Origin of the sequence: Actinoplanes aureus (assembly GCF_015704865.1) — a bacterium.
In the GTDB taxonomy this organism is placed as follows: domain Bacteria; phylum Actinomycetota; class Actinomycetes; order Mycobacteriales; family Micromonosporaceae; genus Actinoplanes; species Actinoplanes aureus.
In genome coordinates, this window is sequence record NZ_JADQTO010000041.1 from 16821 (window position 1) to 39954 (window position 23134).

The 23134-nt window shown below is 68.5% G+C and carries 22 protein-coding genes; 16 read left to right on the forward strand and 6 right to left on the reverse strand.

Annotation, left to right across the window (positions count from 1 at the left end):
- Positions 1-58 precede the first annotated feature (58 nt).
- The 3 genes from I4J89_RS45015 to I4J89_RS45025 all read left to right on the forward strand — a co-directional run bounded on the left by I4J89_RS45015 (position 59) and on the right by I4J89_RS45025 (position 1986).
- A complete protein-coding gene (locus I4J89_RS45015) occupies positions 59-631 on the forward strand; it encodes a DUF1697 domain-containing protein (RefSeq protein ID WP_196420376.1) in 573 nt (190 codons plus the stop codon).
- A gap of 87 nt (positions 632-718) precedes the next feature.
- Positions 719-1039: a hypothetical protein gene (locus I4J89_RS45020; RefSeq protein ID WP_230860687.1), complete on the forward strand. Its 321-nt coding sequence runs from the start codon at positions 719-721 to the stop codon at positions 1037-1039.
- Between the two features lie 194 nt (positions 1040-1233).
- Positions 1234-1986 (forward strand): hypothetical protein, encoded by a 753-nt coding sequence (locus tag I4J89_RS45025; protein WP_196420377.1) that lies wholly within the window; start codon positions 1234-1236, stop codon positions 1984-1986.
- 351 nt (positions 1987-2337) lie between these two features.
- On the opposite strand, the gene I4J89_RS45030 is transcribed toward I4J89_RS45025, so the two are convergent.
- Positions 2338-2979 carry a carbonic anhydrase gene (locus tag I4J89_RS45030; RefSeq protein WP_309238768.1) on the reverse strand — a complete coding sequence of 214 codons (642 nt, stop codon included), beginning with the start codon at positions 2977-2979 and terminating at the stop codon, positions 2338-2340.
- A 383-nt stretch (positions 2980-3362) separates the two neighbouring features.
- On the opposite strand from I4J89_RS45030, the gene I4J89_RS45035 reads away from it, so the two are divergent.
- From I4J89_RS45035 to I4J89_RS45060, 6 genes are all read left to right on the forward strand, one after another.
- Positions 3363-3608, forward strand: a complete 246-nt coding sequence (locus I4J89_RS45035) for a hypothetical protein (RefSeq protein WP_196420379.1) — start codon at positions 3363-3365, stop codon at positions 3606-3608.
- Entirely contained in the window at positions 3608-4066 is a 459-nt protein-coding gene (locus I4J89_RS45040) for a DUF6325 family protein (protein WP_230860694.1), read from the forward strand. The genes I4J89_RS45035 and I4J89_RS45040 overlap by 1 nt, the downstream gene beginning before the upstream one ends.
- A 65-nt stretch (positions 4067-4131) precedes the next feature.
- Positions 4132-4509: a hypothetical protein gene (locus I4J89_RS45045; RefSeq protein ID WP_196420381.1), complete on the forward strand. Its 378-nt coding sequence runs from the start codon at positions 4132-4134 to the stop codon at positions 4507-4509.
- 723 nt (positions 4510-5232) lie between these two features.
- Complete coding sequence (locus I4J89_RS45050) at positions 5233-5601, forward strand: hypothetical protein (protein WP_196420382.1); 369 nt, start codon at positions 5233-5235, stop codon at positions 5599-5601.
- A gap of 126 nt (positions 5602-5727) precedes the next feature.
- The gene (locus I4J89_RS45055) at positions 5728-6288 is read left to right on the forward strand and encodes a GNAT family N-acetyltransferase (protein ID WP_196420383.1); all 561 of its coding nucleotides are present in this window, start codon (positions 5728-5730) and stop codon (positions 6286-6288) included.
- Positions 6289-6604: 316 nt separating this feature from the next.
- Complete coding sequence (locus I4J89_RS45060) at positions 6605-7351, forward strand: helix-hairpin-helix domain-containing protein (RefSeq protein WP_230860688.1); 747 nt, start codon at positions 6605-6607, stop codon at positions 7349-7351.
- Between the two features lie 43 nt (positions 7352-7394).
- On the opposite strand, the gene I4J89_RS45065 is transcribed toward I4J89_RS45060, so the two are convergent.
- A complete protein-coding gene (locus I4J89_RS45065) occupies positions 7395-8159 on the reverse strand; it encodes a hypothetical protein (RefSeq protein ID WP_196420385.1) in 765 nt (254 codons plus the stop codon).
- Between the two features lie 344 nt (positions 8160-8503).
- Here I4J89_RS45065 and I4J89_RS45070 point away from each other — a divergent pair, with 344 nt between their 5' ends.
- The 3 genes from I4J89_RS45070 (at position 8504) to I4J89_RS45080 (ending at position 12732) form a co-directional block, all read left to right on the forward strand.
- Positions 8504-11908: a galactose oxidase-like domain-containing protein gene (locus I4J89_RS45070; protein WP_196420386.1), complete on the forward strand. Its 3405-nt coding sequence runs from the start codon at positions 8504-8506 to the stop codon at positions 11906-11908.
- 104 nt (positions 11909-12012) lie between these two features.
- Positions 12013-12231 (forward strand): helix-turn-helix transcriptional regulator, encoded by a 219-nt coding sequence (locus tag I4J89_RS45075; protein WP_196420387.1) that lies wholly within the window; start codon positions 12013-12015, stop codon positions 12229-12231.
- Between the two features lie 15 nt (positions 12232-12246).
- Complete coding sequence (locus tag I4J89_RS45080; RefSeq protein WP_196420388.1) at positions 12247-12732, forward strand: hypothetical protein; 486 nt, start codon at positions 12247-12249, stop codon at positions 12730-12732.
- 64 nt (positions 12733-12796) lie between these two features.
- On the opposite strand, the gene I4J89_RS45085 is transcribed toward I4J89_RS45080, so the two are convergent.
- Positions 12797-14020: a pectate lyase gene (locus I4J89_RS45085; protein WP_196420389.1), complete on the reverse strand. Its 1224-nt coding sequence runs from the start codon at positions 14018-14020 to the stop codon at positions 12797-12799.
- Between the two features lie 222 nt (positions 14021-14242).
- On the opposite strand from I4J89_RS45085, the gene I4J89_RS45090 reads away from it, so the two are divergent.
- The 3 genes from I4J89_RS45090 to I4J89_RS45100 all read left to right on the forward strand — a co-directional run bounded on the left by I4J89_RS45090 (position 14243) and on the right by I4J89_RS45100 (position 19052).
- Positions 14243-17215: a helix-turn-helix transcriptional regulator gene (locus tag I4J89_RS45090; RefSeq protein ID WP_196420390.1), complete on the forward strand. Its 2973-nt coding sequence runs from the start codon at positions 14243-14245 to the stop codon at positions 17213-17215.
- 28 nt (positions 17216-17243) lie between these two features.
- Complete coding sequence (locus tag I4J89_RS45095) at positions 17244-18413, forward strand: hypothetical protein (protein ID WP_196420391.1); 1170 nt, start codon at positions 17244-17246, stop codon at positions 18411-18413.
- A 93-nt stretch (positions 18414-18506) separates the two neighbouring features.
- A complete protein-coding gene (locus I4J89_RS45100) occupies positions 18507-19052 on the forward strand; it encodes a hypothetical protein (RefSeq protein ID WP_196420392.1) in 546 nt (181 codons plus the stop codon).
- Positions 19053-19120: 68 nt separating this feature from the next.
- Here I4J89_RS45100 and I4J89_RS45105 read toward each other — a convergent pair whose 3' ends face one another.
- Genes I4J89_RS45105 through I4J89_RS45115 form a run of 3 tightly spaced genes read right to left on the reverse strand, consistent with a single transcriptional unit; the run spans position 19121 to position 22469 of the window.
- A complete protein-coding gene (locus I4J89_RS45105; protein ID WP_196420393.1) occupies positions 19121-21652 on the reverse strand; it encodes a hypothetical protein in 2532 nt (843 codons plus the stop codon).
- Positions 21649-21957 carry a hypothetical protein gene (locus I4J89_RS45110; RefSeq protein ID WP_196420394.1) on the reverse strand — a complete coding sequence of 103 codons (309 nt, stop codon included), beginning with the start codon at positions 21955-21957 and terminating at the stop codon, positions 21649-21651. Before I4J89_RS45110 ends, I4J89_RS45105 begins: the two co-directional genes overlap by 4 nt.
- Before the next feature lie 2 nt (positions 21958-21959).
- Complete coding sequence (locus I4J89_RS45115) at positions 21960-22469, reverse strand: DUF2690 domain-containing protein (protein ID WP_196420395.1); 510 nt, start codon at positions 22467-22469, stop codon at positions 21960-21962.
- A gap of 420 nt (positions 22470-22889) precedes the next feature.
- Between I4J89_RS45115 and I4J89_RS45120 the strand changes: the two genes are divergently transcribed.
- Positions 22890-23036, forward strand: a complete 147-nt coding sequence (locus I4J89_RS45120; RefSeq protein WP_196420396.1) for a hypothetical protein — start codon at positions 22890-22892, stop codon at positions 23034-23036.
- Positions 23037-23134 lie beyond the last annotated feature (98 nt).

Consider the following 23134-nt stretch of genomic DNA (forward strand, 5'->3'; position numbering starts at 1 on the left):
CACGACTCATTCTACGTTAAGCCGAGGTAACTTCGCGTACCCATCGACCGTGGGTACAATGGACGACGTGAAGACATTCCTGGTTCTCTTGCGCGGCATCAATGTCGGAGGCAAGAACAAGGTTTCGATGGCGGAACTGAAGAAGTGCCTCGAAGAGCTCGGGTTTTTCGGCGTTTCTACTTTTATCGCCAGTGGAAACGTCATCTTGACGTCGGATCGGAACGCCGACGAGATAGCGGCCCAGATCGAAGCGGCACTGTCCAACGCTTTCAAGCTCGACGACGAGATCGTCAAGGTTCTGGTCCTAACGCGTGATCAACTCCACGCTGTCGTGAGCGACCGACCGAAGGGCTTTGGTGATCATCCAGAAAAATTTCACAGCGATGCGATTTTCTTGATGGGAATCGAGGCCGCCGATGTGATGCCGATCTTCAATCCACGGGAGGGCGTCGACAGGGTGTGGCCGGGTAATGGCGTCGTCTATTCGGAGCGTCTCAGCGCTCAGCGCACAAAGAGCCGGCTGAGCTCGATAATCAAGTCACCACTCTACAAGTCGATGACTATTCGCAGCTGGAGCACAACAATCAAATTGTCGGAGCTCATTGAGAGAGGTACGCACGAGGAGGGCTAGCGTCGCACTCGCCTTGGCGGATGTCCGGATCTGCCGCGGAATGCGCGTAGGTGCTCGCTGATCCTCGGCGCAGCCGGAGTCCACGTCATGCTGATCCGGTTACGCTACGGCGGCTGGGTGGGCGAGGTGATCAACAGTGCCGGACAGATCGCGAGCGGTCCGGGCGCCTGGACCCTTATCGGCCGCGAGCTGTGCTTTGAATTCGGCCTCCAGACCGCAACGACTCTGGGCTTCCCGCGTGATTGTCGGCTGCACCTCGACGTCGACGATGATGCGATCCGGCGGGCCCGAGCCGCGCTTCTGGAGATCCTGGAGTGCGCGTGTTTCGTTCTCGACACTGCCGAGGCCGCATCACCAGCTGAATCCCTGCCAAGGGGTAGTTCGGGTCACGTCTCAACAACGTCATAATGATCTGGTCACCTGGCGGCGCGAGTCGCCGTAGTTACTCCCACTGTCCGCTTGCGGGCCGGCCGAGTGCCACTTTCAGCCGTTCGGCCTAATCCTCGTCGGCGAGATTGGCCGCGACCATGGGTGCTTATGTGCTCGACATGTCGGCGCTGGTTGCCTGAGACCTGCGCTGGCCTGGCTCTATGGTGTCCTGCATGACCGCCGCGTTTGACCTCCATGCCGAACTCGCCAGCGGCCTTCGCGATGCTCCCAGCGCATGGCACTTCGTGCGGCTGTTCGCTGCTCGATATGCAGCCCCGATCGTGGAGGGGGACGGGTCCGGCGAGGATGAGTTGCTGGCGGCAGAGGCCAGGCTCGGATTCGCGCTTCCAAGGTCCCTGCGTGAGGCATACGCGCTGATCGGCAGGCGTGATGACTTGACCCGATGTCAGGATCGGCTCCTGACGCCAGATCAGATCCATATCGATGACGCGGGCCAGGTATTGGTCTTTCGGTGGGAGTGCCAGCACGTCACGGAATGGGGCATTCCACTGTCGGCCGTCTCCGAGCCGGATCCGCCGGTGGTGTTCCGGCTCAATTTGTCCAGGCCGGCGGGGCCAATTTGGCGGCCGTTCCTCGACCGGGTTTCATTGGCACGTGTAGAGATGGTGTTGTCGGAGTGGATGCTCTCGGGCGAGAGGTTTGCCGACAACCGGGAGTTGGACGACGAAGCCGTCGTTCTCCTGGAGAAGCGGTTCCGCCGGCTGCCGATGCCGGACTACCCGCTGTGGGCCGAGCCGGACGGCGGGCCGATGAGGTGGTTCGAAGGGCTGGGGGCAATGCTTCGTGAAGACTCCGGCATCTGGTTGTGGGCACGTGCGGGATCGGCGGACTCCATTGCGGCAGTACGGTGCGCGTTGCCTGGTGAGTGGCTGGAAGACCAGGAAGCGTTGATGGACGACGAGTAACGGCCTGCGGTGGCAGCCGATGATCGTGGGAGTAAACCCGGCCGCGGTGCTTCGAGTAGCCGTCACGCTCAGGGACGCCGAATGGTCGCCGACAACACTGCGGCTCCGTGAACACCGGATCTTCTGGCGCGGTCGGGCTCTCGGATAGTTCGGGCGGGGGCGAGGGGCAGCATCAGCTCGCCGGTGTAGCGCGGCGTCCCTCGGGCTGTCGACCGGGACGCCGCTCGACCCGCACTGCATGGCGTACGCCTTGCCGCATCGAATCGGCCGCGATCCGATGGTAACGGAGGCGGTCCTGCCGTCTTGGCAGCCGGCGGTTGCGGGTTAGCGATCCTTGAGCGCTCGAAGGGACTACAGCATCTCGACGTGACCGCTTTCCAGCCGGTAGATCCCACCAACGACGTCTATTCGGCGGGCCGTAAGCGCCTCTTTGAGGTAGTGGGCTTGCCTGAGAGTGGCCACCGTCCGGTGGATGTGGCTGCGGGTGGCCTTATCGAGGCTGTGGTCGGCCGATCCGGCGGTCGGCATTGCGGGAGCGATTTGGTCGATCAGGAACTGGCGAGCACCGGCAGGCCGGCGTCCAGTGCGGACCGCCTCATCCGCGGCCGCTACCGCGCGGCAGTCGTCATGGCCGAGTACGACCACCAGCGACACCTGCAGGTCGGTCACCGCGAACTCGACGGAACCCATCACGGCGCGGTCCAGTACGTGGCCGGCGGAACGGGCGACACAGATCGCGCCAAAGCCCTGCCCGAACACCGCTTCCACCGGCACCCGGGCATCGATACAGCCGACGACGACCGCGTAGGGCTGCAGGCCGACGCCGCCGTTCAGAGCATCGCCGGGATGTGAGGTGCCCGAGGCGAATCGGACGTTGCCCGCGCGCAGGCGGGTCAGCGCCTCGACCGGGTCCGGCCGACCGAGGTATCGCGCCGCCTGTTGCAACGGGATCGGCGCAGCTGTCGGATCGGAGAACAATCGTGCCGGTTCCACAGAAGGAGGATGACACGCCATCCAATGCGTGGGGAATCGGCCGTTGCCGCGGGCCGCCCGCGCTGGGCTGCGCGCCAGTACCAAATCGCTTCGGGATCACGACGTCGCCGACGCCGCGCCGTCATTCACAGCTCGGCGTCACCGCCTGACAAGGTCTTCACCCAGCCCTGGGCTGGTCGGATCACAGCTGAGTGTGCCGAGATGTCGTGTCGTCGCAGTGCGCGGCCTGAAGTGTTCTTCGATGGTGGCGGCTGGTTACCGCCGCCTACCAGCCGAGCTGACCGGCGGGGAACTGGTGAATCCGTCCGTCGACCCCCCCGCTGAGGATGAGGCGTTGCCCCCGGCGGGTGGGCAAAACTGGCGGTAGGACGAGAGGAGGACCGATGTTGTTAGTGCCGAAGCAGCTGCGGCGTTCCGGTATGACCGGCAATGTGCCGTACTACGGTGGCCGGTTCACGCCGGAGCAGGCCTACGCGGCATCTCATCCGTCCCGCCCGCGGCCTCGGCCGGCCGCGGCACCGGCCGCGGCACCGGAGGCGGACCCGCTCCTGGCGTTGCAGCAGCTGCTCGACACCGGGGTGATCACCGCCGAGGAATATCAGGACTTGCGGGCGCGGGTGGACCGATGATGGGGCCGGTGCAGGTGCTCGTTGTCGGGTTCGATCGGCCGGCGTTCTCCGGCGAGATACTCGCTGAGTTCATCCGGCTCCGTCAGGCTGGAATTGTCCGCCTGGTCGACCTGCTTCTCGTCTCGCGCGCCGGGGACGGCGCAGTCGAGACGCTTGCCGTGCCAGCCGGCGCCGACGCGGGACTCGGCGGACTGGCGGCCGCGTTCCTCGGGCGGCCGGAGGGCGAGGACGAGGACGGCGTAGACACCGCCGGTGACTCAGTGTGGTCCCTGGCCGATGCCGTGCCGCCCGGGTCCGTAGCGGCGGTCGCCCTGATCGAGCACCTCTGGGCCGGGCCCCTGACCGCAGCGATCCAGAAGGCGGGTGGTGTCCCGCTGGAGGAGACCTGGCTGGCACCCGATGACCGCGCGGTGCTTGAGGCCCTGATGAACCAGCGAACCGAGGAGGAGCTGAGGTGACGACAAAGGCAGCGTTTTCCGACGAGGAGTGGCGCTCAGTGCTCGAGGGTCCACCGAGCGCCGGCATGATCGTGGTGACGGCGGCAGCCGGCGGGATGTTCCGCGAGACGATCGCGATGTCGAAGGCCTACGCCGAGGCGCGTTCCCTGCATGGCCAAAGTGAGCTGCTCGACGAGATCGTGGCGGCCCAACCCAAGGCGGATCACACGCTGTATCGCACTCCCCAGGAGCTCCGGGACAACGGCCTTCGACGCCTGCGTACCGCGGTGGCGCTGCTGGAGAGCAAGGCGACGGCCGGGGAGGTCGAGGGGTATCGGAGCTTCGTGCTCACCCTTGCCGACAAGGTTGCGGCCGCGCACCGGGAGGACGGCCGGAGCGTGAGCCCCGCCGAGGCCGAGGCGATCGATCAGATAGCGACCGCGCTGGGCAGGCCAAGCGCTTAGCTACTGTATCCGTCTCCAGCCTCACCCGACCCGCGGTCCGCGAAGTCGTTGCTCTGGCTATCCGGGCCAGGAGCCGGATCTGCCGAGGTTAGTGCACTGCTGGAGCACCGACGTTGTGGATCAACCAACCCGAAGTTGGATCAAAGACGAACGCCAACACCGGGATGGACGCGGAGTCACTCCTGCCGCCGACAAAGCCTCATGACACCCCGGCCACCGGGTGCTGAACGGGCACGGTTTCGGCGAACGTCACCGTAGGAGAAGGTTGAGCAGTACGGTCAGTCCGACCGACAGCAGGATCGACACTGCGATCATTCCGAGGCAGCCAGCGGGCCCACCGAGGAACCGGACTTGCGTGTTTCCAATGCGCATGGTTGTCCGTCTACCCGTTCAGAACTCAAACACACGCGAGATCAACGTCCATCCCCATCCGGAACACGGGGGGTAACCGGCACGCGCGCTCGTCGTCCCGACACGCCCTCACGCTCCGTGTTGCCCGCGCGTCGCTGCTCGGCACACAGTCATTCCGAATTGAGGATGCGCTCACTGCCGGTGCTGCTGCGATCATGGTTAATCCAAACGCCATGCTCGGACTATTGGCGCACCGTTCAGTCTCCCGAGGAAGCAGATGATCACCGGATACGACAGTGTTGTCATTGCCAAGGCACCGGTCGGTCCCGCCATACGAACGATGTGGGACGGTTGCGCACCACGTGGTCCAACATGCTGGTGGCGCTGGGAGTGAGGGGGACGGCTGCGGTCGGACCGTTCGTGCCGTGGCAACAAATGCGTCATGCGGTGCCGGCTGAGGCCGGAGAGCTGTACGTCGCCCGTGATGCGGCGATGGAGCAAAGGTGGGACGACGTGGGCTACTCACTCATGGAAGACGGCGAGGGCCCGTTCGCAATGCTCTACCGGCCGTCACCACAGCGTACGGTCGCAATTCAACTCGACGAGCAGCCGTACGAACGTCACGGCCTCCGCTTCGACCCCTACGAGGCGACCTTGATCATCAATCCGCTATTGCGCGAATGGGTCGAAGTCGCCTTCTCGGACGGACGCCTCACCGCGACTCTGTCCGGCCCCGGCTGACCCGCGCCTGCGCCTATCGACAATCGCTGTCGACGTCCGCGCCGCGCCGGACCGGATCGGCACCTTCCAGCTCGGCTGACCGGTAACTTTCCCGGTGGGATAATCCATCGCTTCATGGTCGCCGAAATGCTACGAAGGGACGTGCCTGACCCGACAGCACCCCTTGATGTCACGTCCCTGGAGACTTCGCGGCTGCTGTTGCGCCGTTGGCGAAGCGATGATCTAGACGGGCTCGCCTCAGTCAACGCGCAGCCTGAGGTGATGCGTTACATCCATGATGGCCGCACCCTGGACCGGGCCGCGACCGCGGAGCGCCTGGCCGCCTATCAGCGGCACTGGGACGAGCACGGCTTCGGCCTCTACGCGGTGGAGATCAAGGCGACCGGCGAGCTCGCCGGTTTCACCGGCCTGGCGGTGCCGACCTTCCTGCCCGAGATCATGCCGGCCGTGGAGATCGGCTGGCGGCTCGGCCGCGCGTACTGGGGCCGGGGCGTGGCCACTGAGGCGGCCCAGGCCGTGGTCGCCCACGCTCGTGCCGAACTCGGCCTGCGGCGGCTGGTCAGTATTCACGTCGTCGGCAATGAGGCGTCCGCGCGGGTGATGGTCAAGCTTGGCATGTCGCTGGAGCGCGAGACGGTGCAGCCGGACACCGGCCGCCAGGTCCGGGTCTACGCGATAGATCTGTAGAAAGCATCGAGGCGTTGAGTCCGGCGGACGCCGCCGAAATCCGGCGTCGAGCGCTGACCGAACCGACCCGCGAAGCGCCTCAAGATTGAGGAACGCACGAATCTGCCGGGATCCGGGCGCGCGGCGATGTGCACGCTCACCGGTGCTCGACACCCCATGGCGACCCTCATCCGCGGCGGTATGCACACGGGAACGCCCGTGTGTTGAACTGGGTGGCGTGCAGATACGTCCCGCAGAACTGGCGGCGATCCGTGCCGGCGATATCGACGTGGCGTTCCGTCGGTGGGAACGGCCTCGGGTCAGGGTCGGTACCCGGATGCGTACCGCGGTCGGACTGGTCGAGGTCACGTCCGTCGACCGCGTGCCGATGAGGTCGCTGACTGCCGCGGACGCCCGTCGGGCGGGCGCGGCGTCGCTGGCCGCGCTCCGCCACGGGCTGGACCGCCTGCACGCTGACCGGCCGGTGTATCGGATCGGGCTACGGTACGCGGGCGTCGACCCGCGGCACGCGCTGCGGGAGGCGGTACCGGACGCTGCGGAGATCGACGCGATCGTCGCGTGGCTCGACCGGCTGGACCGCGCCTCGCCGGCTGGGCCGTGGACCCGGGCAACGCTGCTGCTGATCGACGAACTGCCGGCCACCCGGGCACCCGAGCTCGCCCAACGGATGGGGCGAGACACCCCGTCGTTCAAACAGAACGTGCGCAAGCTGAAGGAGCGCGGCCTGACCGAATCGCTCGACATCGGGTACCGGCTCTCCGCGCGTGGCGCCGCCGTCCTGGACCACGAGGGTCATCCCCGGTCGGTTCCGGGCCGGGCGGTACCAGAGCCGGGCATCCCGCTGCCACACATCGGCGCTGCCGCGACACGTGCGCTTACCGCACACGGCGTTGTCCGGCTCGAACAGGTGGCCGGACTCAGTGAGAGCGACGTGCTGGCGCTACATGGAGTCGGGCCTTACGCCCTTCGCCACCTGCGTACGGCGATGGACGCGGCCGGGCTGTCCTTCCGTGACGATTCTGGCGCCTCGCCGCATGCCGGCGCCGCGCCAGAGACGTCCTGACATTCGTTCGCGAGCCGCACAACCTGACGCCGATCGCGCCCGGTCACACGTCAACGAGCAGTAGCGCGTCGTTGTTGAGGTTCAGCTCGGGGATTGTGGCATCGGGTACGTAGGGTGCGACCGCGAGGATCCGCTGACCGTCGATGCGAAACTGTTGGCCCGGCACGAGGACGTGGCCTTCGGCGAGCATACGGGCGAGGTGGTTGAGGATCCGCCCGGTTTCCTCGATGCGGCTGGCGGGTACGCCGGCGACCAGGTCCGGACGCCCAAACTTGATCATGCCGCGGGTGTGTACCGGATGGCCGAAGCCGGGCACCGGCTCGGTCTCCGCGGTCAAGCTCACCTCTTGCTGGATGGTGAACGGCCGGTGAGGTGACAGCGACGCCACACTCGGGCCGGGAAGCCAGTTCGCCGCGTAGGCGTCAAGCGTCGCGAAGGCGCCCGCCGCGGCGATCGTCGATGCAACCGCCCAGGCCAGTTGCAGGTGTGTCAGATCGGCTGGATCCTTGACGGTCGCGGTGATCGAGTAACAGCAGGATGCGGCGTCGAGTCGGGCGAGGTCGTCCAGTTTCCGAGTGGCGATGTTGCGCAGGGCTCCGGTGCGCCAACCGTCGATCCAGGCCGGACTGTCCGCGTATTGGTGGATCCGAAGGTCGAGCCCGGCAACGGGAGCGCTCTGCGGAACGTTGCCGCGGATCGGCAGATCCGGTTCGGCCCCGAGCACGTTCTCGTCGGCGAAAGCGATCAAGGTGACGATCGCGTCGCGACCGGTAGGGCGAAAGGACGGACGCTGCCATGGGGCGATCACAGAGGTCACTGCGGCATCTTTCCATCCGGTGACCGAAGCCGGGACCGATAAGGCGTGCTGAGTGCTCGCCGTACGAATCGTCGGGGTGCCGGGCGGCGGCCATCGCTCGGGGAGAACCTCACGATGTAAGACCGTCGCCCGGCACTCCTGCAAGAGTAGGCGCCCCATGATCCAGCTCAGCTGACGGCCTTCACTCCGGCGAGGGAGGTCGTAGCCCACTCGACGCTGAAACTTCCCGACAGTTCAGCGGCCTGAGCAACGTGTCGACCTACTGTGAACCGCACGACTCCACGGCGTGTGCGTTCATTCGCATCCGGTCGTCGCCGTTAGTGAGGAGCACGCAAATGTCGAGTCCATTGCGTCGCCGTGATGTGTTCCTGCGGATCGAGCCGCTCGTGGGTTACAGCCCGCTGGCGCCCATTGTCGGTAGCCGCCGGTATGGGCGCGATGCCATGCGCGGGACCGGTCACGAGGTGGGGCGTGTCCAGGTGGGGGAGATCGCGGCCGCGACGGTGGACGCGCTGGTCTACCGGGAGTATCTCGACGACCACTTCCTGGTCCCGAACACCGCCAAGATCGTGGCGGCGGACGTCAACGAGCCGCCCTGGTATCGCCGGATCCCGGGTGCCGTGTTGTATGCCGAACCGGGGGAGCGGTTGCACATTCATGTGCTCAATGCCGATCCGCATGAATGCCACAGCCTGCATGTCCACGGCGTGCGATACGGCATCGAATCCGACGGTGCGTGGCCGTTGGGTATCGGGACCCGGTTCGGCCAGCGCAGCGATGAGATCCGGCCCGGGCAGAGGTGGACCTACACGTTCGACGTCACCGAGGACACGATCGGGGCGTGGGCCTTCCACGACCACGTCCGCATGGTCCAGGCCAACGTCAACCGTGGCCTGTTCGGCGCCCTCATCGTCCGCGACCCGGCCGCGCCGCGGGCGCTCGACGTGCCGATGTTCGTCCACGCGTTGCAGGCGCCGTCGACGGCCGACTCGTTCGAGAGTCCCACCCTGCGCAAGGCGACACCGAAACAGACCTTCGAACACACCTTCACCGCGCCGGGCACCGTCGCGTACCACTGCAAGATTCACGGCCCGACGATGTCCGGCACTGTCGTCGTCGACCCTGGTGCGCCCGCCGGTGACCGCGCCGTCGAGATCCGGGACAACAGCTTCGTGCCGCAGAACGTCTCGGTGCGACCCGGCAACAAGGTGGTGTGGACCCTCGCACAGAACTTCGACCACATAGTCATCGCCCCGGGCGGTGGAGCACTCACCTACTGCCTCAACGGACGTGCCTTCGTCGGGAACACCCCGACCATCGAAGCCGACGCCGGGGAACGCCTGCGCTGGCACGTGCTGAATCTCGACCTCGGTTCGGTGTGGCACAACTTCCACCCGCACTCGGCGCGCTGGCGGTTGCCCGCGCCACCGGGTGGCGCCGCCGATGTGCACGGCCTCAGCCCGGCGGAAGGGTTCACCGCGGACACGGTCGTGCCGTCGGCCGTCCGGCTGCCCTGCGAGCTCGAGGAGCTGCAGTGCGATCCGCCCGCGGACGCGTGCCGCGTACGGATCAAAGGCGACTTCCTCTTCCACTGCCACCTCGAGGAACACATGATGAGCGGCCTCGCCGGGCTGGTCCGCTCCCGGGACTGGATGTGGGTGGATGCGAAGACCGCCTGGTCGCCGGACCTGCGCCCGCTGTTGTACGACGGCCACGACGACCTCCCTTGGGTGGATCTTGTGCGCTGCGGTCACTGCTCACCCGACCATCACGACCCGCACCGGCACGCCAGACCGCACAACCCCTGCTGTGGCCTCCCGGACCCGGCCGCCGATCACGAACACCACGATGATCATCCCCATTCACACAGCGGCTGCGATCCGAAGAAGTGCCACCACGACCACGCCCACCCCGAGGGCCAGCCCTCTGGGCGATGTTGTGGTCATGACCACGGGCATACCCGGTGCTGCGGACACGAGCCGGACGCCGCCTGCGAGGACTGCGACAGGCTGGGCCGGCACGACCACGGCAGCCACCATAACCACCCGGGGCATGACCACCCCAGCCCTCACCCGGCGGTGACCGCGGGCTTGCCTGCGGATGCGATCCCGGACGCCATGCACCTGACGACCCACCGCCAGGACCCGTCCGAGCCGGGAACGCCCACGATGTCGGCGATGATGATGCCCGGGATGCCGGGCCACGACCCGATCGACGTGTGCCCTCTCGCCGATGTCGGCTACTGGGAGCTGCTGCCGGTCGATTCGCACGTGCTTGCGGTGCACGCGGTCCTGATGCACACGGGCCAGGTGCTGTTCTTCGCCGGATCGGGCAACAGCGTGCCGAACTTCAACGCCCGCCTGGTCAAGAGCGTCGTGTGGGACTACGAGGACGGCACGTTCTACGATCCCGGCTGCCCTTTCGACGTGTTCTGCGCCGGGCAGACCGTCCTCGCCGACGGCAAGGTCCTCGTTGCCGGCGGTACCGACAAATACGATCCCTTCGTCGGCTCACGGACCGCGTACCTGTTCGACCCGACCCTGCGGCAGTGGATCCGCGTCGATGACATGGACGAGCAGCGCTGGTACCCGACGCTGGTCAGCATGGGCGACGGCCGGGCGGTCGCCAGCTCCGGGATCTCAGCACCCAACGAGGTCTTCCACCCGGGTCACGGCTGGAGCAAACTGCCCGCGACGACTGTGCTGCCGCTGTACCCGCACCTGCTGCTGCTCCAGGACGGCCGGCTGTTCTACACCGGCGTGCAGCTGGGCAACGCCACCATCGAGGGGCGGGTCATCAATCCGTTGACCGGAGCCGAGCAGACCGTCTCCGGGCTGCGCGACAAGGCCAATCGCGACCAGGGCAACAGCGTCCTGCTACCGCCGGCACAGGCGCAGCGCGTCATGGTCATCGGCGGTAGCGGGTCGCCCGCGGCCACCAACCACACCGACATCATCGACCTGGCCGGCGGGCCCGCCGGCGCGAAGTTCCAGCCCGGCCCCGACCTTGCCAAGGCTCGAGGCCTGTGCAACTCCGTCATCCTCCCGGACCGCACCGTCCTGATCACCGGCGGCGGCCTGCACGGCGAGACCAGGAGCGACGCCGTGCACCTCGCGGAGATCTACGACCCGGCCACCAACACCATCCGATCGGTCGCCGAAGCCGGGGTCTCACGGCTCTACCACTCCGTCGCTCTGCTGCTTCCCGACGGAAGGGTCATCACCGCCGGCTCCAACCCGGACCGCGGCGACGACGAGTTGCGCCTCGAGCTGTACCACCCGCCTTACCTGTTCCAGGGCCCCCGGCCATTGCTGGACTCGGCCCCGAGCGAGTGGCATTACGGCACAACGGTCGAGGTCAGCACACCGTCGGCGATGACACTCCGATGGGCCCAGCTGATCCGGCCCATGGCCACCACCCACTCCTACGAAACCAGCCAGCGGCTGGTCGACCTGCCCATCGTGTGCCGCGACGCGTGCAGTATCACCGTCGACGTCACCGACAACCCCAACCTGGCACCGCCCGGCTGGTACATGCTCTCCGTCGTCGACGACTGCGGCATACCATCCAGCGCACTGTGGATCCGGCTCGACCGCCCACCCGTACCCCCACCCCCGGCGCCGCCTCCGGACCATGACCACGGCGGCAGCCACACGCACCGGCCCGCCTTCGACATCCCCGGCCAGCCCAGCGGGCCGAAGGCCCGCGCACGCAAGACCCAACAACCGAAGAAAACCTAAAGGGAAAGGTACGCACACCGCGGTTCCCTGCGCGTCTCGTGTCAGTCCCGTGGCACCGAGTCGACGTCGCCAGTACAGTAGTCGAGCGACTATAGTCGGGAAGCATGGGACCAGTGGCGCGCTTTATGGGTGCACATGAGATCCGGCTGCGGATCGGCCGGATCAGCCGTCAGCGGGTGTATCAGCTTGCCCGGCGGCCGGACTTTCCGGCGCCGGTGGCGGACCTGGCGCAGGGCAAGGTCTGGCTCGCCGATGATGTGGAGGCCTGGATCGCGACCAGGCGGCGGAGGCCGGCCGGCGCCAGTGGATCAAGTGGAGAGTAGGGCGGGTCGAATCCGGTGAGCTTGCATTACGAGTGGACGCTGTCGTTGCGCCTGCGGCCCGATGCCCCCGCGTCGTTCTTGGACGAGCTTCGTTTCCACCTGGGCCTTGCCGCGCGGTTACCCGACGAGCCCGAGCTGGAGATCGACTGGCCGTGCCTGGTCACGGAGCCGGACGATGTTCTGCCGGGCGGCAGCGTACGTTCATTGGTCGCTCAGCGGCCGTACTTGAACCGGCCGGGCTCGTTCGGCCTGTTCGTGCGTACGTTCGTTCTCGACGATGTCATGTATGAACTGATGCCGGCGGTGCCGGCGTGGCTGGCCCGGTGGTCGTCGACGCAGGGATGGATCGGCCAGGCGCGTGAGGAACTGTCGTTGCACCCGTCGTTCAACTTCTACGTACAGGATGGCCACGCTTATGCCGCCGGACCTGGCGGCAGCGTGGAACCGCTGAATGCGCTCGCGCCGCCTTTCACGCTGAGCTACACGTCAGACACCCCATAGACCTCGACCGAGAAGGGGCGCTCACCGCGAGGCGAGCGCCCCTTCTCCACGAAGCACCTACGGGTTACTTGTAGGTGATGTCGCTTTGGGTGACCTTGCAGTTGCTGTCGTTCCAGCCTTCGCCGAGGTAGCTCGGCTCGCTGCCCTTGGCGACGCCCTTGTACTTGCCGCAGACCACGACGCTGGAGCTGTTGCTGATGGTGACGCGGGTGATGGTGGCGGTGTCGCCCCAGTTGCTGTTGATGCCGGCGACCATGTCGATGTCGTTCAGCAGCACGTTGTCAATCTTGACGTGGCGCTGGTGCGAGGTGGAGCAGTTGCCACAGCCCCGGTACAGCTTGCCCGAGCCGCTGAGGTAGAAGCCGGAGATGCTGACGGTGCCGTTGCCGTTGTGCTGGAACGTCTTGTCGCTGCCGGCCCTCGCGCCGCCGCCGATGACGTAGCTGGTGCCACCGGTGGTGCCCTTGAAGGTCGCGGCGTCCTCGCCGATGTCGTTCCACCACACGTTGCGGATGGTGCAGGTGCCCTCGCAGTGCACGCCGTCGCCGGCGGGCGAGCCGATGATGACGTTCTGCAGGGTGCCCCCGTTGGCGATCTTGAACATCGGGTCCTGGGACTCGCTCTGCGAGCCGTCACCGATGCAGCAGTAGGTCTTCATGCCGCCGTCGAAGGTGCCCGAGACGCTGACCGTGCCGGAGATCGTCACCGAGCCGGCCGAGCTCGGCCACGCACCGGTCGGAGTGCCGGTGCCGCCGGTCGGGCCCGGGCTGGCGGTGGGGCTGGTAGTCGGGCTGGCGGTCGGGCTGCTGGTCGGGTTCGAGCCGCCGCTGGCGTACGTCTCGAACTCGGCGATCCGCGGCGCACCGGACGCGCTGGTGATCTCGAAGGTGAGCTTCTTCAGCGAGGTCGAGGAGAAGGAGATGGTGCTCGGGCTGCCGCTGCCGCTGGCCAGGACGGTGCCCTGGTCGGCGTTGAGCACCCGCCAGGCACTGATCGAACCGCCGCCCGAGGCCTGCTTGATGACGGCCGAGGACACCGTCGTGGCGCTGCCCCATTTGACCGAGACGTACCCGGTCGAGCTGGCCGGCGCCCAGTAGGTGCCGGTGTTGCCGTCCCGGACGTTGCCGTAGCTGGTGCCGCTGGCCTTGCTGGAACCGTCGGCGCCGGCGCCGAGGCTCAGATTGTCGGCGGCCAGAGCCTGGGGCGACGGCAGCGCGAGCATGATCGCGGCGCTTGCGGCCGCGGTGGCTCCTCCGGCTGTCCATCGTAGGGCAACTGATCGTCTCATCGGTGTCTCACCTTCATAGTGGGGATGGCGTCGCGCCTTCAAGCGGGGGGAAAGCGCTTTCCTGGGAGGATAGACACTGCTCTATCCCAGGACAAGGAGGTGTCCACTTTATGATCTGATGTGAGTTGCCCAGGCCCGCCGGTGACGCATTCCTGACGTGCTCGTTCCGGCTGGGCCGTCGCCCGCCTATGGTCCGGTCACCGCATCCGGACGTTCCACTGGATGCAAAAGTGCCCGGGGGAGTGGTTCCACCTGACTCAGGCGCTGTCCTTGCGGCTCGGCGGCCTTGCTCTGGTTGGGCGCCGCTGGGAGCAGGCTGTGGTGCGCGACGCCGCCGCGGCGGCTGCCGACGGCTTCGGCGGCGTGCTGTTCCTGGTCGGTGAGGCCGGGATCGGCAAGACGAGGCTGGCCGGCGAGGCGATGCGGCTCGCCGCCGAAGCGGGGCAACAGGTGCTGCGCGGGCGGGCGACGACCAGTTCGGCGCAATACCGGGCGTTGCGCGAGGCGGTCATGTCGGTGCTGCGGCGTACCGGGCCGCCGGAGGATCCGCAGCTGCTGCCGTACCGTGCAGCGTTGTCGATGCTGGTGCCGGAGTGGCTGCCGGCCGGCCCGGCGGGCTTCGACAAGTCGCCGGTGGTGCTGGCCGAGGCGGTGTTGCGGCTGCTCGTGGCGTTCGGCGGGCAGCGCGGCTGCGTGGTCGTGTTGGAGGACCTGCACGACGCGGACGCCGACACTCTCGCCGTGCTCGACTACCTGGCGGACAACCTCGGCCGGGAGCCTGTGCTGGTCATCGCCACGGTTCGGCCCGAAGCCAGCGCCGGCCTGGAGCTGGCCCGGGCGGCGAGCCGGCGCCGGGCCGCCACCATCGTGGAGCTCGGCCGGCTGGCCGACGCCGAGGTGCGACAGCTCGCGGCCGAGTGCCTCGAGGTGCCGGCCGGCGAGATCCCGGAGCCGGTCGTGAGCCGGCTGCTCGAGGCGGCCGACGGAGTGCCGTTCTATGTCGAGGAGCTGCTGGCCGGAATGGTCAGCGAGGGCGCTCTGACACCGGACCGGGACGGCTGGCGGGTACGTGTCCCGTGGCAGGACCGGGTGCCGCCGGCTCTGAGCGAGAGTGTCGCCGCCCGCGCGGAGCGGCTCGGGCCGCGTGGCCGGTCCCTGTTGCATGTCGCGGCGCTGCTGGGCCGTACCTTCCCGGCCACGGTGGCGGGCGCCGTCGCCGGCGTCACCGTCGAGGAGCTGTCCGCCTGCTTGCGCCAGGCCACGGACGCGCAGCTCATCTCGCCCGGCGAGGAACCCGACATGTTCGTGTTCCGGCACGCCCTGACCGCGGAGGCCCTGCGGGCGAGCCTGCTCGCCGTCGAGGCGGCGTCGCTGTCGCGGCGAGCGGCGCAGGTGATCGAACAGCGGCATCCGCAGCTGCCGCTGGAGTGGGCGGACCTGGCCGCGCAGCTGTGGTACCAGGCCGGGGACGCCCGGCGGGCCGCCGAACTGCTCGGTGACCTCGCCCGGCGGGCCCGGACGCAGGGTGCCGTCTCGACCGCGATCGCGCAGGCCGAACGAGGTTTGCGGCTGCTGGATCGGCAGCCGGCCGCGGATCCCGCGTCGACGGCGTTGCGGGAGGTGCTGCTGGACGCGCTCATCGACGCCGGTGAGGTGCAGCGTGCGGTGGAACTCGGCGGCTGGCTCGATCTGCACGCCACGATCGGGCGGCGCGCGGCCGTACATCTGCGGTTGGCTCGTGCGGCCACGGCCGCCGGCCGGTGGGCCGAAGGGCTGCGGCAGATCGCAAGCGTGCGCCGGCTGCTGGCGCCGGAGGCGGCCGCCGGCGCCGATGCCGAGGTCGACGCGGTGGAAGCCTGGCTGCGGTTCTGCCATCCGACGCCGGACCGGATGGATCAAGCGCGCCGGCTCGCCGGCCGGGCGTTGCGGTCGGCCCGCGCGGCCGGGCAGCCGGAAGTGCAGTGCGCGGCGTTGGAGGTGCTGGCCAGTTGTGCCCGGACCCGCGACCTGGAGGAGTCCCGTGCGCTGTGCGACCAGGCGCTGGCGGTGGCCGAGGAGCACGGGTTGATCACCTGGCGGATCCGGTTGCTGTTCCACCTCGGCGTGATCGACGGCATCCACGACGCCGATCCGACCCGGCTGATCCGGGCGCGGGATACGGCGGTGGCGGCCGGTTCCGTGGTGACCGCCCTGGTGATGCAGTGCGAGCTGGCGGTCGTCCATCTGTGCCGGGGCGAGTTCGACGCGGCCGAGCAGTGCGCCCGCCGATCCGAGCAGGTCGCCGCCCGGCTGCGGCTCAGCGAGACCCGGCTGATCGCACTCGCGCGCCGCGTCTGCGTGGCGGCTCATCAGGGGTCGCGCGAGCAGACCGATCATCTGTACGCGCGATACCGCGCCCTGGGCGGCGAGGACGTCGACCATGCGGCCGCGGTGTGGGGCCTCGGCCTGGCGTTCTGCTCGCTGCTGGAGGACGACACGGAACGGGCCTGGCACGAGATGGATCGGGCGATCGCGAAGGAAGCCGACTGCCCACCGCACTACCTGTCGTTCAACCGCGGGCCGTACCTGCTGCTGGCGACCCTGGCCGGCAAGGCGGGCCGCGACGAGCACGATGAACTGGCCGGCTCGGCGCACGGGCAGGCCCGGTGGAACCGGCAGTTCGTGATGCTGAGCCGAGCCGTCCTGGAGGGACGGGCCGGGCGCGGCACCGAGGCCGCCGCCGCGGTGGCGCGGTTCGAGGAGCTCGCCGGACCGTACCCGCTGGCCCGGCACCTCGGGCTGCGCCTGATCGGCGAGCGGGCCCACGCCGACGGCTGGGGCCGCCCCCGGGACTGGCTGTTAGCGGCCGAGACCTACTTCCACCAGAGCGGAGCGGTACGCGTCGCTGCGGCCTGCCGCACCCTGCTGCGCGAGATGGGCGTGCCGGTGCCGCAGCGGCGCCGTGGCAGCGACCGCATCCCGGCCGGGCTGCGCCGGCTGGGCGTGACCGTCCGCGAACACGAGGTGCTGGAGCTCGTCGCCGAGCGGCTCGGCAACAAGGAGATCGCCGCCCGGCTGTTCCTGTCGCCGCGCACCGTGGAGAAGCATGTGGCGAGCCTGCTGCTGAAGACCGGAGAACCGGACCGGGCCGCACTCGCCGGGTACCGGAATTTGGGTAGTGCCGGGGAGAACCTGGGTGGATCGACTACGCGATAGCCGCCGCCACCTCGCCCAGACTTCGAGGATGACTTCATTAACGGCGGTGATCGCCGCCGTACTCCTGACGACATCGAACACGGCCGCGCCGATCAGCCCGTGGACCGTCGCACCGAGCCCGAACCCCAGCCTGTCGGCGAACCGGCCTCGCGGCCTGGCCGCGCCGGCCGCGGACGCGGTGTGGTCGGTGGGCACCTGGCGCGACGACGCGACCGGCCGGCAGCGCACCCTGACCCAACGCTGGGACGGCTCGGCCTGGCGCACGGTGGCCAGCCCGGGTACGCCCGGCGGCAACGACAATCTGACCGCGGTGGCCGGCGCCTCGCCGAGTCAGCTGTGGGCCGTCGGTTTCAGCGCGCAGTCCGCGTACGACCCGGACAGCCCGGCCGACCCGGACCGCGGTGTTCCGCTGATCCTGCGAGGTGACGGCGCCTCGTGGTCGGTGGAACCCGTGGAGATGCTCGGCGCGTACGGGCACCTGACCGCCGTCGACCTGACCGGCCCGGCCGACGGCTGGGCGGTCGGCTCCTCCGCCGCCGGGGTGGGTGCCACGCCGCGCGGCCTGATCCTGCGCTGGAACGGCTCGGTCTGGCTGCCGGTGGCCGTGCCGGACACCGGCACACAGCCGGTGCATCTGACCGGCGTCAGCGCCACCTCCACCAAGGACGCCTGGGCGGTCGGGTACTCCGGTGTCCTCGGCTCCACAGCGCAGGCGATCGTCTGGCACTGGAACGGCCAGGATTGGCGGCAGGTGGACCTCGGCGTCGATCCCGGCGCGCAGACCGTGCTGTTCAGCGTGTCGGCGGCATCCGACGGCAGCGTGTGGGCGGTGGGCTACCGCCGGGCGGCGGACCGGCAGGTGGGGTACGCGCTGCGCTGGTCGGGTGGTGTCTGGCAGACGATTCCGGTAGCGGCCACCGATGAGGGAACACAGCTGCGGAGCGTGGTGGCGGTGCCCGCCGGGGTCTGGGCCGTCGGCTACAACGTCAGCCGAGGGGTCGACAACGCCCTGATCCTGTCGTTCAACGGCGCCGGCCTCGTCAAGGAGATACTGCCGGCTCCGCCGATCGGGCGCGGCAACGTCGCCGGTACGGCGGTTACCGCGATCGCCGCGACCACGGGCGCCGGGGAGCTGTGGGCGGCCGGCTGCCTGGGCCACCAGACCCGGATGCTGCGGCGCGACACGGGGGACCGCTGAGTGAACCTGGGTACCGCGTACCCATGTGGGCCGTGCGGCCTCGCTAGCAGCGTTCCCGGTGCAAGCAAGCGCACCGAGAATGGAGCATCACCGATGAAACTGTCTCGTCTGCTGGCGGCTCCGGTGTTCGCCGGGGCCATGCTCCTGACGCAGATCGCCGGCATCGGCCCCGCGCAGGCCGCCCCGAGCGACCCACACTGCAACTACGACTTCCGCACCTTCAACGCCTGCCTCAGGTTCTTCGGCACCGGCCAGCTCAACGAATGGAGGGCGGTCGCCGGCCAGGACGCCTTCATGTCCCAGCGGTCCGCCCAGGAGAAGATCGACCACGGCACCAACTTCCGCGCCCAGCTCTTCGGCGACGACGGCAACAGGCGCACGCTCCTCGCCGACCTCTTCCTCGCGCCGGGCTGGCCGGCCGCCGGGCCGGGCGGGCTCAGCGCCGAACTGACCCGGGTCCTGCACGGCAGCACCCTCAACGAGGACACCGACGGCAACGACGAGATCTACGCGGAGATCACCTACTGGGACTTCGTGATCAATGACAACGTGACCCACCGCACCGGGACCGTGGTGCACGAGTTCGCGCCGCGCAGCGAGGTCCCGGACGACCCGGGCTGCCGAGTGATCTGCCCGTAGGCACAGGCCCCTTGATTCGACAGGCGTCCGGCGGCCCTCGGCTGACGAGGGCCGCCGGATCGGGACGGTCAGTAGGCGGCCCCGCAACTGTGGCCGGCGCCGGAGATCGGGATGAAGGCGATCGCGTCGAAGGCGATGTCGATGTCACCCTGGCCGGCCGGGTCCACGTTCTTGAGCTGCACCCGGGCCCCCTTCTTCAGGGCGTGGGCGCCGAGATAACGCCACTTGTCGGCACCGCCGGTGCTCTGGTCCAGCTGACAGGTCGCCGGGTTCGAGTCGTTCAAGGGATCCGGGAAGATGTAGTACTTGGAGGTGTTCCACTCACCGCCGTGGCTCGGCATGTGCGCGACGATGTCGTAGCGCTGGTTGGCCGGATAGGGGAACGGAATGGTGGGACTCCACGTGGCGACCACCTGGTGCTTGGCGTTGGTCTCGCCGGATGGGAAGTTGGGTGGGTAGACGTGGGTGAACCACATGTGCCCCTTGTGGCCGGCGCCGAGCTGGTGCAGATCGATAGCGGCGTACTTGGAGACCTCCTCGCCGGGCGGGCTGCCCAGCCGGAGGGTGAACTTGCCGTCGCTCGGGCCGATCGAACACCCCAGGTTGTATTTGCCGGTGTCGTTGAGGGTGTAGACGATCAGCGGTGGAGCGACCTTGTAGCTGTCCGCGGCGCCGGTGAAGTCGGCGCAGTCCCGTTGGTAGATGCGTTGGATGGCCGGCTCGGCACTGCCCAGCGCGAAGGCGAGCCGCTCGGTGCCGCAGTGGTTCGCGCAGTTGGCGAACGTCGTGCTGCCGTGCCACCAGCACTGCTCGTTCCTCGGCGCGCACGGGTCGGCGGGCACCGTCCAGTTGCAGGAGTTGACGGGCGAGCAGAACTGGTATCGGTCGGGCAGAGCCAGCTTCCCGAATGACGTGTTGCCGAACACGGGCTCGGCGTACTTGGTGTAGGTCCCGTTGTCGTTCCAGCCCCACTGCGGTGTCTCCGCCCAGCCCATGATCTTTTCCGGGTACGACCACTGCGACGGGATAGCGGCGTCCGCCTTGTTCGCCAGGAACCGATCGCGGTTAGCCGGATATTGCGGGTTGGCCGGGTTGTTGAACCACCCGACGCCCCACCGTCCGCCGTGCGACGACCGATCGGCGTACGGGTAGAAGCCGCTGTTGTACGCCCAGACGGCCAGGAACCAGTTCTCGATGTAGCGCGGGTCGCCGTCGTTGAGCTGCATGCGCCCGCCGGAGTCCAGGCTGAGCTGGTTCCACTTCTGGATGAGGATGTTGAGCGAGGCGGCGATGTTGGCGGCGTAGTCCACCGCGATCCTCACCTGGTTGGGCCGGCTGAAGACGGTGTCGCCCACCCGCATCCCGGTGGTGACCTGGCCGATGCCGTATCCGCAGTCCGACTTCGTGTAGTCGATGACGTCGTTGCTGCCGTTCGCCGGCGGAGCGCGGTTCCCGTAGTAGTCGGAGACCAGCGGGTTGGCCGAGTCGCCGGGCACCCCGTGCCAGGACGCCTGGGCCAGGTTCGTCTCCTGTGCCAGGATCGCCAGCATCAGCTGGGCCGGTACGGCGTCGCCGTAAGCCAGTTCGTTCAGCGGGAAGCTGACCTGTGGCTGGTAGGCGTCCAGCCCGGTCTTCAGGAAGTTCGCCGGGCGCTGCACCCGCAGCCGGTCGTGGACGGCTTGGTCGACCGCCCACTCCACCATGTTGTGGCTGGGCTGGAACGGCTCGATCGACGGATCGTTGCGCGGGATGGCGCAGGACGGCGTGGTCGTCTCGGCCAGCGCAAGGGCGGGACCGGCCTTCGGCGCGGGGCTGCCGGGCAGCGGCACGGTGAGCCGGTGCCCGCCGCCGGCGGCGATCGATCCGGTGGCGGCGCGCCCGCTGTGCGTGGCCCGGGTGGTGAGTTCGACCGCGTCCGGCTGGGGTGCCGCCCGCTCGACGATCAGGTGTCCTTGCCCGGAGATCGCCCGCACCTGCCGGTCCGCGCGTAGCGTGCGCAGATCGGGCAGTCCGGTCCGCACCTTTGTCACGTCGCCGACGAGCTGGTTGCCGCCCGGTCCGCGGAACAGCTGCAACCGGTTCCACGGCCCGGTGCCGGTCTGGGCGAGCCGCCCGCCCTGCCAGCGCTGCGCGACCGCCTGGTCGCCGCGTACGGAGACCAGGTCGACGGCGCCACCGGCGGTCGCCGCGACGGCGAACGCCTGCCCGGCCGGGGTGGCTACGGTGGTCAAGGCGCCCGATCCGCCGACCTTGACCAGTTTGCCGCCGGCGATGCCGTAGTCGCCGTCCGGCGCGGGCGCCGGGGTGGTGAGCTGCGCGTCGATCGTGCGGGTGGATTCCACCTCGGCGGTGCCCGCGTTGACGGCGAGCAGGTCGGTCCGCTCGCCGTCGACGCCGATGGCGCGGGTGAGCAGGACCCGGTCCGACGGGCCGCAGGCCGGGTTGAAGTAGGCCAGCTGCACCCCGGTCGCGATGTGCCGGGCCGTGCCGGTCGCGAGGTCCACGACGGAGGCGAAGGCGCCGGCCATCATCGCCGCCGGGCGGTTCGTCGCGATGACCGGGGCGTAGACGGCGACCGCGTACCGGCCGGATCCGGTCACGCACACTCGCCGGTCCACGCGCCCAGGTCGGTGCCGGATGATCGCAGGGTGGCCAGGGGCTTCCATGCGAAGGCCTGGGACTCGCGGGCCACGTACAGATGGAATCCGCTGACGTCGCCGACGCCGGTGACCGCGGCGTCCGTCGAGCTCTCCCATCCGTCGCCGAAGGCGGCGTCCGGCGCCTCGAAGGCGACACCCGCGGGCGCTGCCGGCTCCGGCGCGGCCTGCGCCGATCCGGGAGTCGCCGATCCGGCCAGTAGTGCTGCCATCCCGAGGACGCTGATCGCCTTGCTACGTATCGTCATCGTCATCGCCATCCCGAACATGTCTCGCTCATGTTGTAGTCGGGCTGGGCGCAGATCCTGATCGAGTGGCCCCACGGCACCATCGGAAGGTCGTACTCGATCGGCCCCACGGTGGTCCGGCCGACGCTGTCGTTCAATCCGGGCAGGCCGCCGTACGGGGGAAGCCACTCGACCCGCACCGTCCGGTTCTCGTCGGGATTGTTGCTCCAGTAGTGCCCCCAGGCGGCGTCACAGGTCGGCGAGTACATGAGGTTGACGTCGGCCGGCGTCTCACCGGGCTTGGGTGGCCCCACGGTGATCCCGAAGCCGGCGACCCGCACCACCTGGTCGCCCGTGCAGCCCTGCTCGACGGGATTCTTACCGCGGCACGACTCACCGCGGCAGGAAGCCGCGGCCACCGATGGTTCCTCGGCCGTCCGGGCTGGGCCGGCCGCCGCGCCGGCCGCACCCACCATGATCGCCGCTACCGCGGCCGCCGACGCCACCAGCGTCGTGATCTTTCGATAACGCATGCGTCCTCCTCCCGATGCCGATCAGTACGGATCCGCGTACGCGACCGCGGCCGGTGTGGTCGCGGCCGTCGCGAGGTCGCCTGAGCGGTGCGCTCATGGTCGGAGCAACGGGAGCGCGGCCTCCACTCTGTTAAGTCAGGGTTGAAAGGTCGGTCAGGAGGCGGCCGCACGCTCGAGCCAATTTCTTCGGACCCGGCGCATCGGACATTCGCTCCCATTCCCGCGCGGAAATCGAATAACAAAATAACAATAGTTAAGAAGCGTCGACGTGTTTCTGTGGTCTGTGACATCGTCCACATCGTTCGGTGCCGGATCCTGGTATGTTCCGTCATGCCGAAAACGGGGAGACCAAATCCTTTCCGTCGGTGGTCCACCCTGTCTCGGGCGATCCCCGGACTTTTTGTAAAGGACACCGAACAAATGCGTACGACCATGCACGCCGCCATTTCGGCGGTAGCCGCCGGGCCGCCCTCGCGGTCTGTTGCCGCACCGCCGGGCACAGTCGACATCAGCGCCGTCAAGCTGCGTACCACTGCGCCGCCGGCCGCCTTCGGCGAGCTGCGGTAGCCTGCCGGCCTCGGCGGCGCCGGACCGGATTCGCGCGAAACGGAACGTTCGCCGGTGCGCTGAGGAGCGGGCAAACTCCCTTTTGGTTCGGCAGGCGA

Coding starts and splice junctions, on each gene's coding strand:
- I4J89_RS45015 (WP_196420376.1), top strand. CDS start 59: ATGGACGACGTGAAGACATTCCTGGTTCTCTTGCGCGGCATCAATGTC.
- I4J89_RS45020 (WP_230860687.1), top strand. CDS start 719: ATGCTGATCCGGTTACGCTACGGCGGCTGGGTGGGCGAGGTGATCAAC.
- I4J89_RS45025 (WP_196420377.1), top strand. CDS start 1,234: ATGACCGCCGCGTTTGACCTCCATGCCGAACTCGCCAGCGGCCTTCGC.
- I4J89_RS45035 (WP_196420379.1), top strand. CDS start 3,363: ATGTTGTTAGTGCCGAAGCAGCTGCGGCGTTCCGGTATGACCGGCAAT.
- I4J89_RS45040 (WP_230860694.1), top strand. CDS start 3,608: ATGGGGCCGGTGCAGGTGCTCGTTGTCGGGTTCGATCGGCCGGCGTTC.
- I4J89_RS45045 (WP_196420381.1), top strand. CDS start 4,132: ATGATCGTGGTGACGGCGGCAGCCGGCGGGATGTTCCGCGAGACGATC.
- I4J89_RS45050 (WP_196420382.1), top strand. CDS start 5,233: ATGCTGGTGGCGCTGGGAGTGAGGGGGACGGCTGCGGTCGGACCGTTC.
- I4J89_RS45055 (WP_196420383.1), top strand. CDS start 5,728: ATGCTACGAAGGGACGTGCCTGACCCGACAGCACCCCTTGATGTCACG.
- I4J89_RS45060 (WP_230860688.1), top strand. CDS start 6,605: ATGCGTACCGCGGTCGGACTGGTCGAGGTCACGTCCGTCGACCGCGTG.
- I4J89_RS45070 (WP_196420386.1), top strand. CDS start 8,504: ATGTCGAGTCCATTGCGTCGCCGTGATGTGTTCCTGCGGATCGAGCCG.
- I4J89_RS45075 (WP_196420387.1), top strand. CDS start 12,013: ATGGGACCAGTGGCGCGCTTTATGGGTGCACATGAGATCCGGCTGCGG.
- I4J89_RS45085 (WP_196420389.1), bottom strand. CDS start 14,020: ATGAGACGATCAGTTGCCCTACGATGGACAGCCGGAGGAGCCACCGCG.
- I4J89_RS45090 (WP_196420390.1), top strand. CDS start 14,243: ATGCAAAAGTGCCCGGGGGAGTGGTTCCACCTGACTCAGGCGCTGTCC.
- I4J89_RS45095 (WP_196420391.1), top strand. CDS start 17,244: ATGACTTCATTAACGGCGGTGATCGCCGCCGTACTCCTGACGACATCG.
- I4J89_RS45100 (WP_196420392.1), top strand. CDS start 18,507: ATGAAACTGTCTCGTCTGCTGGCGGCTCCGGTGTTCGCCGGGGCCATG.
- I4J89_RS45110 (WP_196420394.1), bottom strand. CDS start 21,957: ATGACGATACGTAGCAAGGCGATCAGCGTCCTCGGGATGGCAGCACTA.
- I4J89_RS45115 (WP_196420395.1), bottom strand. CDS start 22,469: ATGCGTTATCGAAAGATCACGACGCTGGTGGCGTCGGCGGCCGCGGTA.
- I4J89_RS45120 (WP_196420396.1), top strand. CDS start 22,890: ATGCGTACGACCATGCACGCCGCCATTTCGGCGGTAGCCGCCGGGCCG.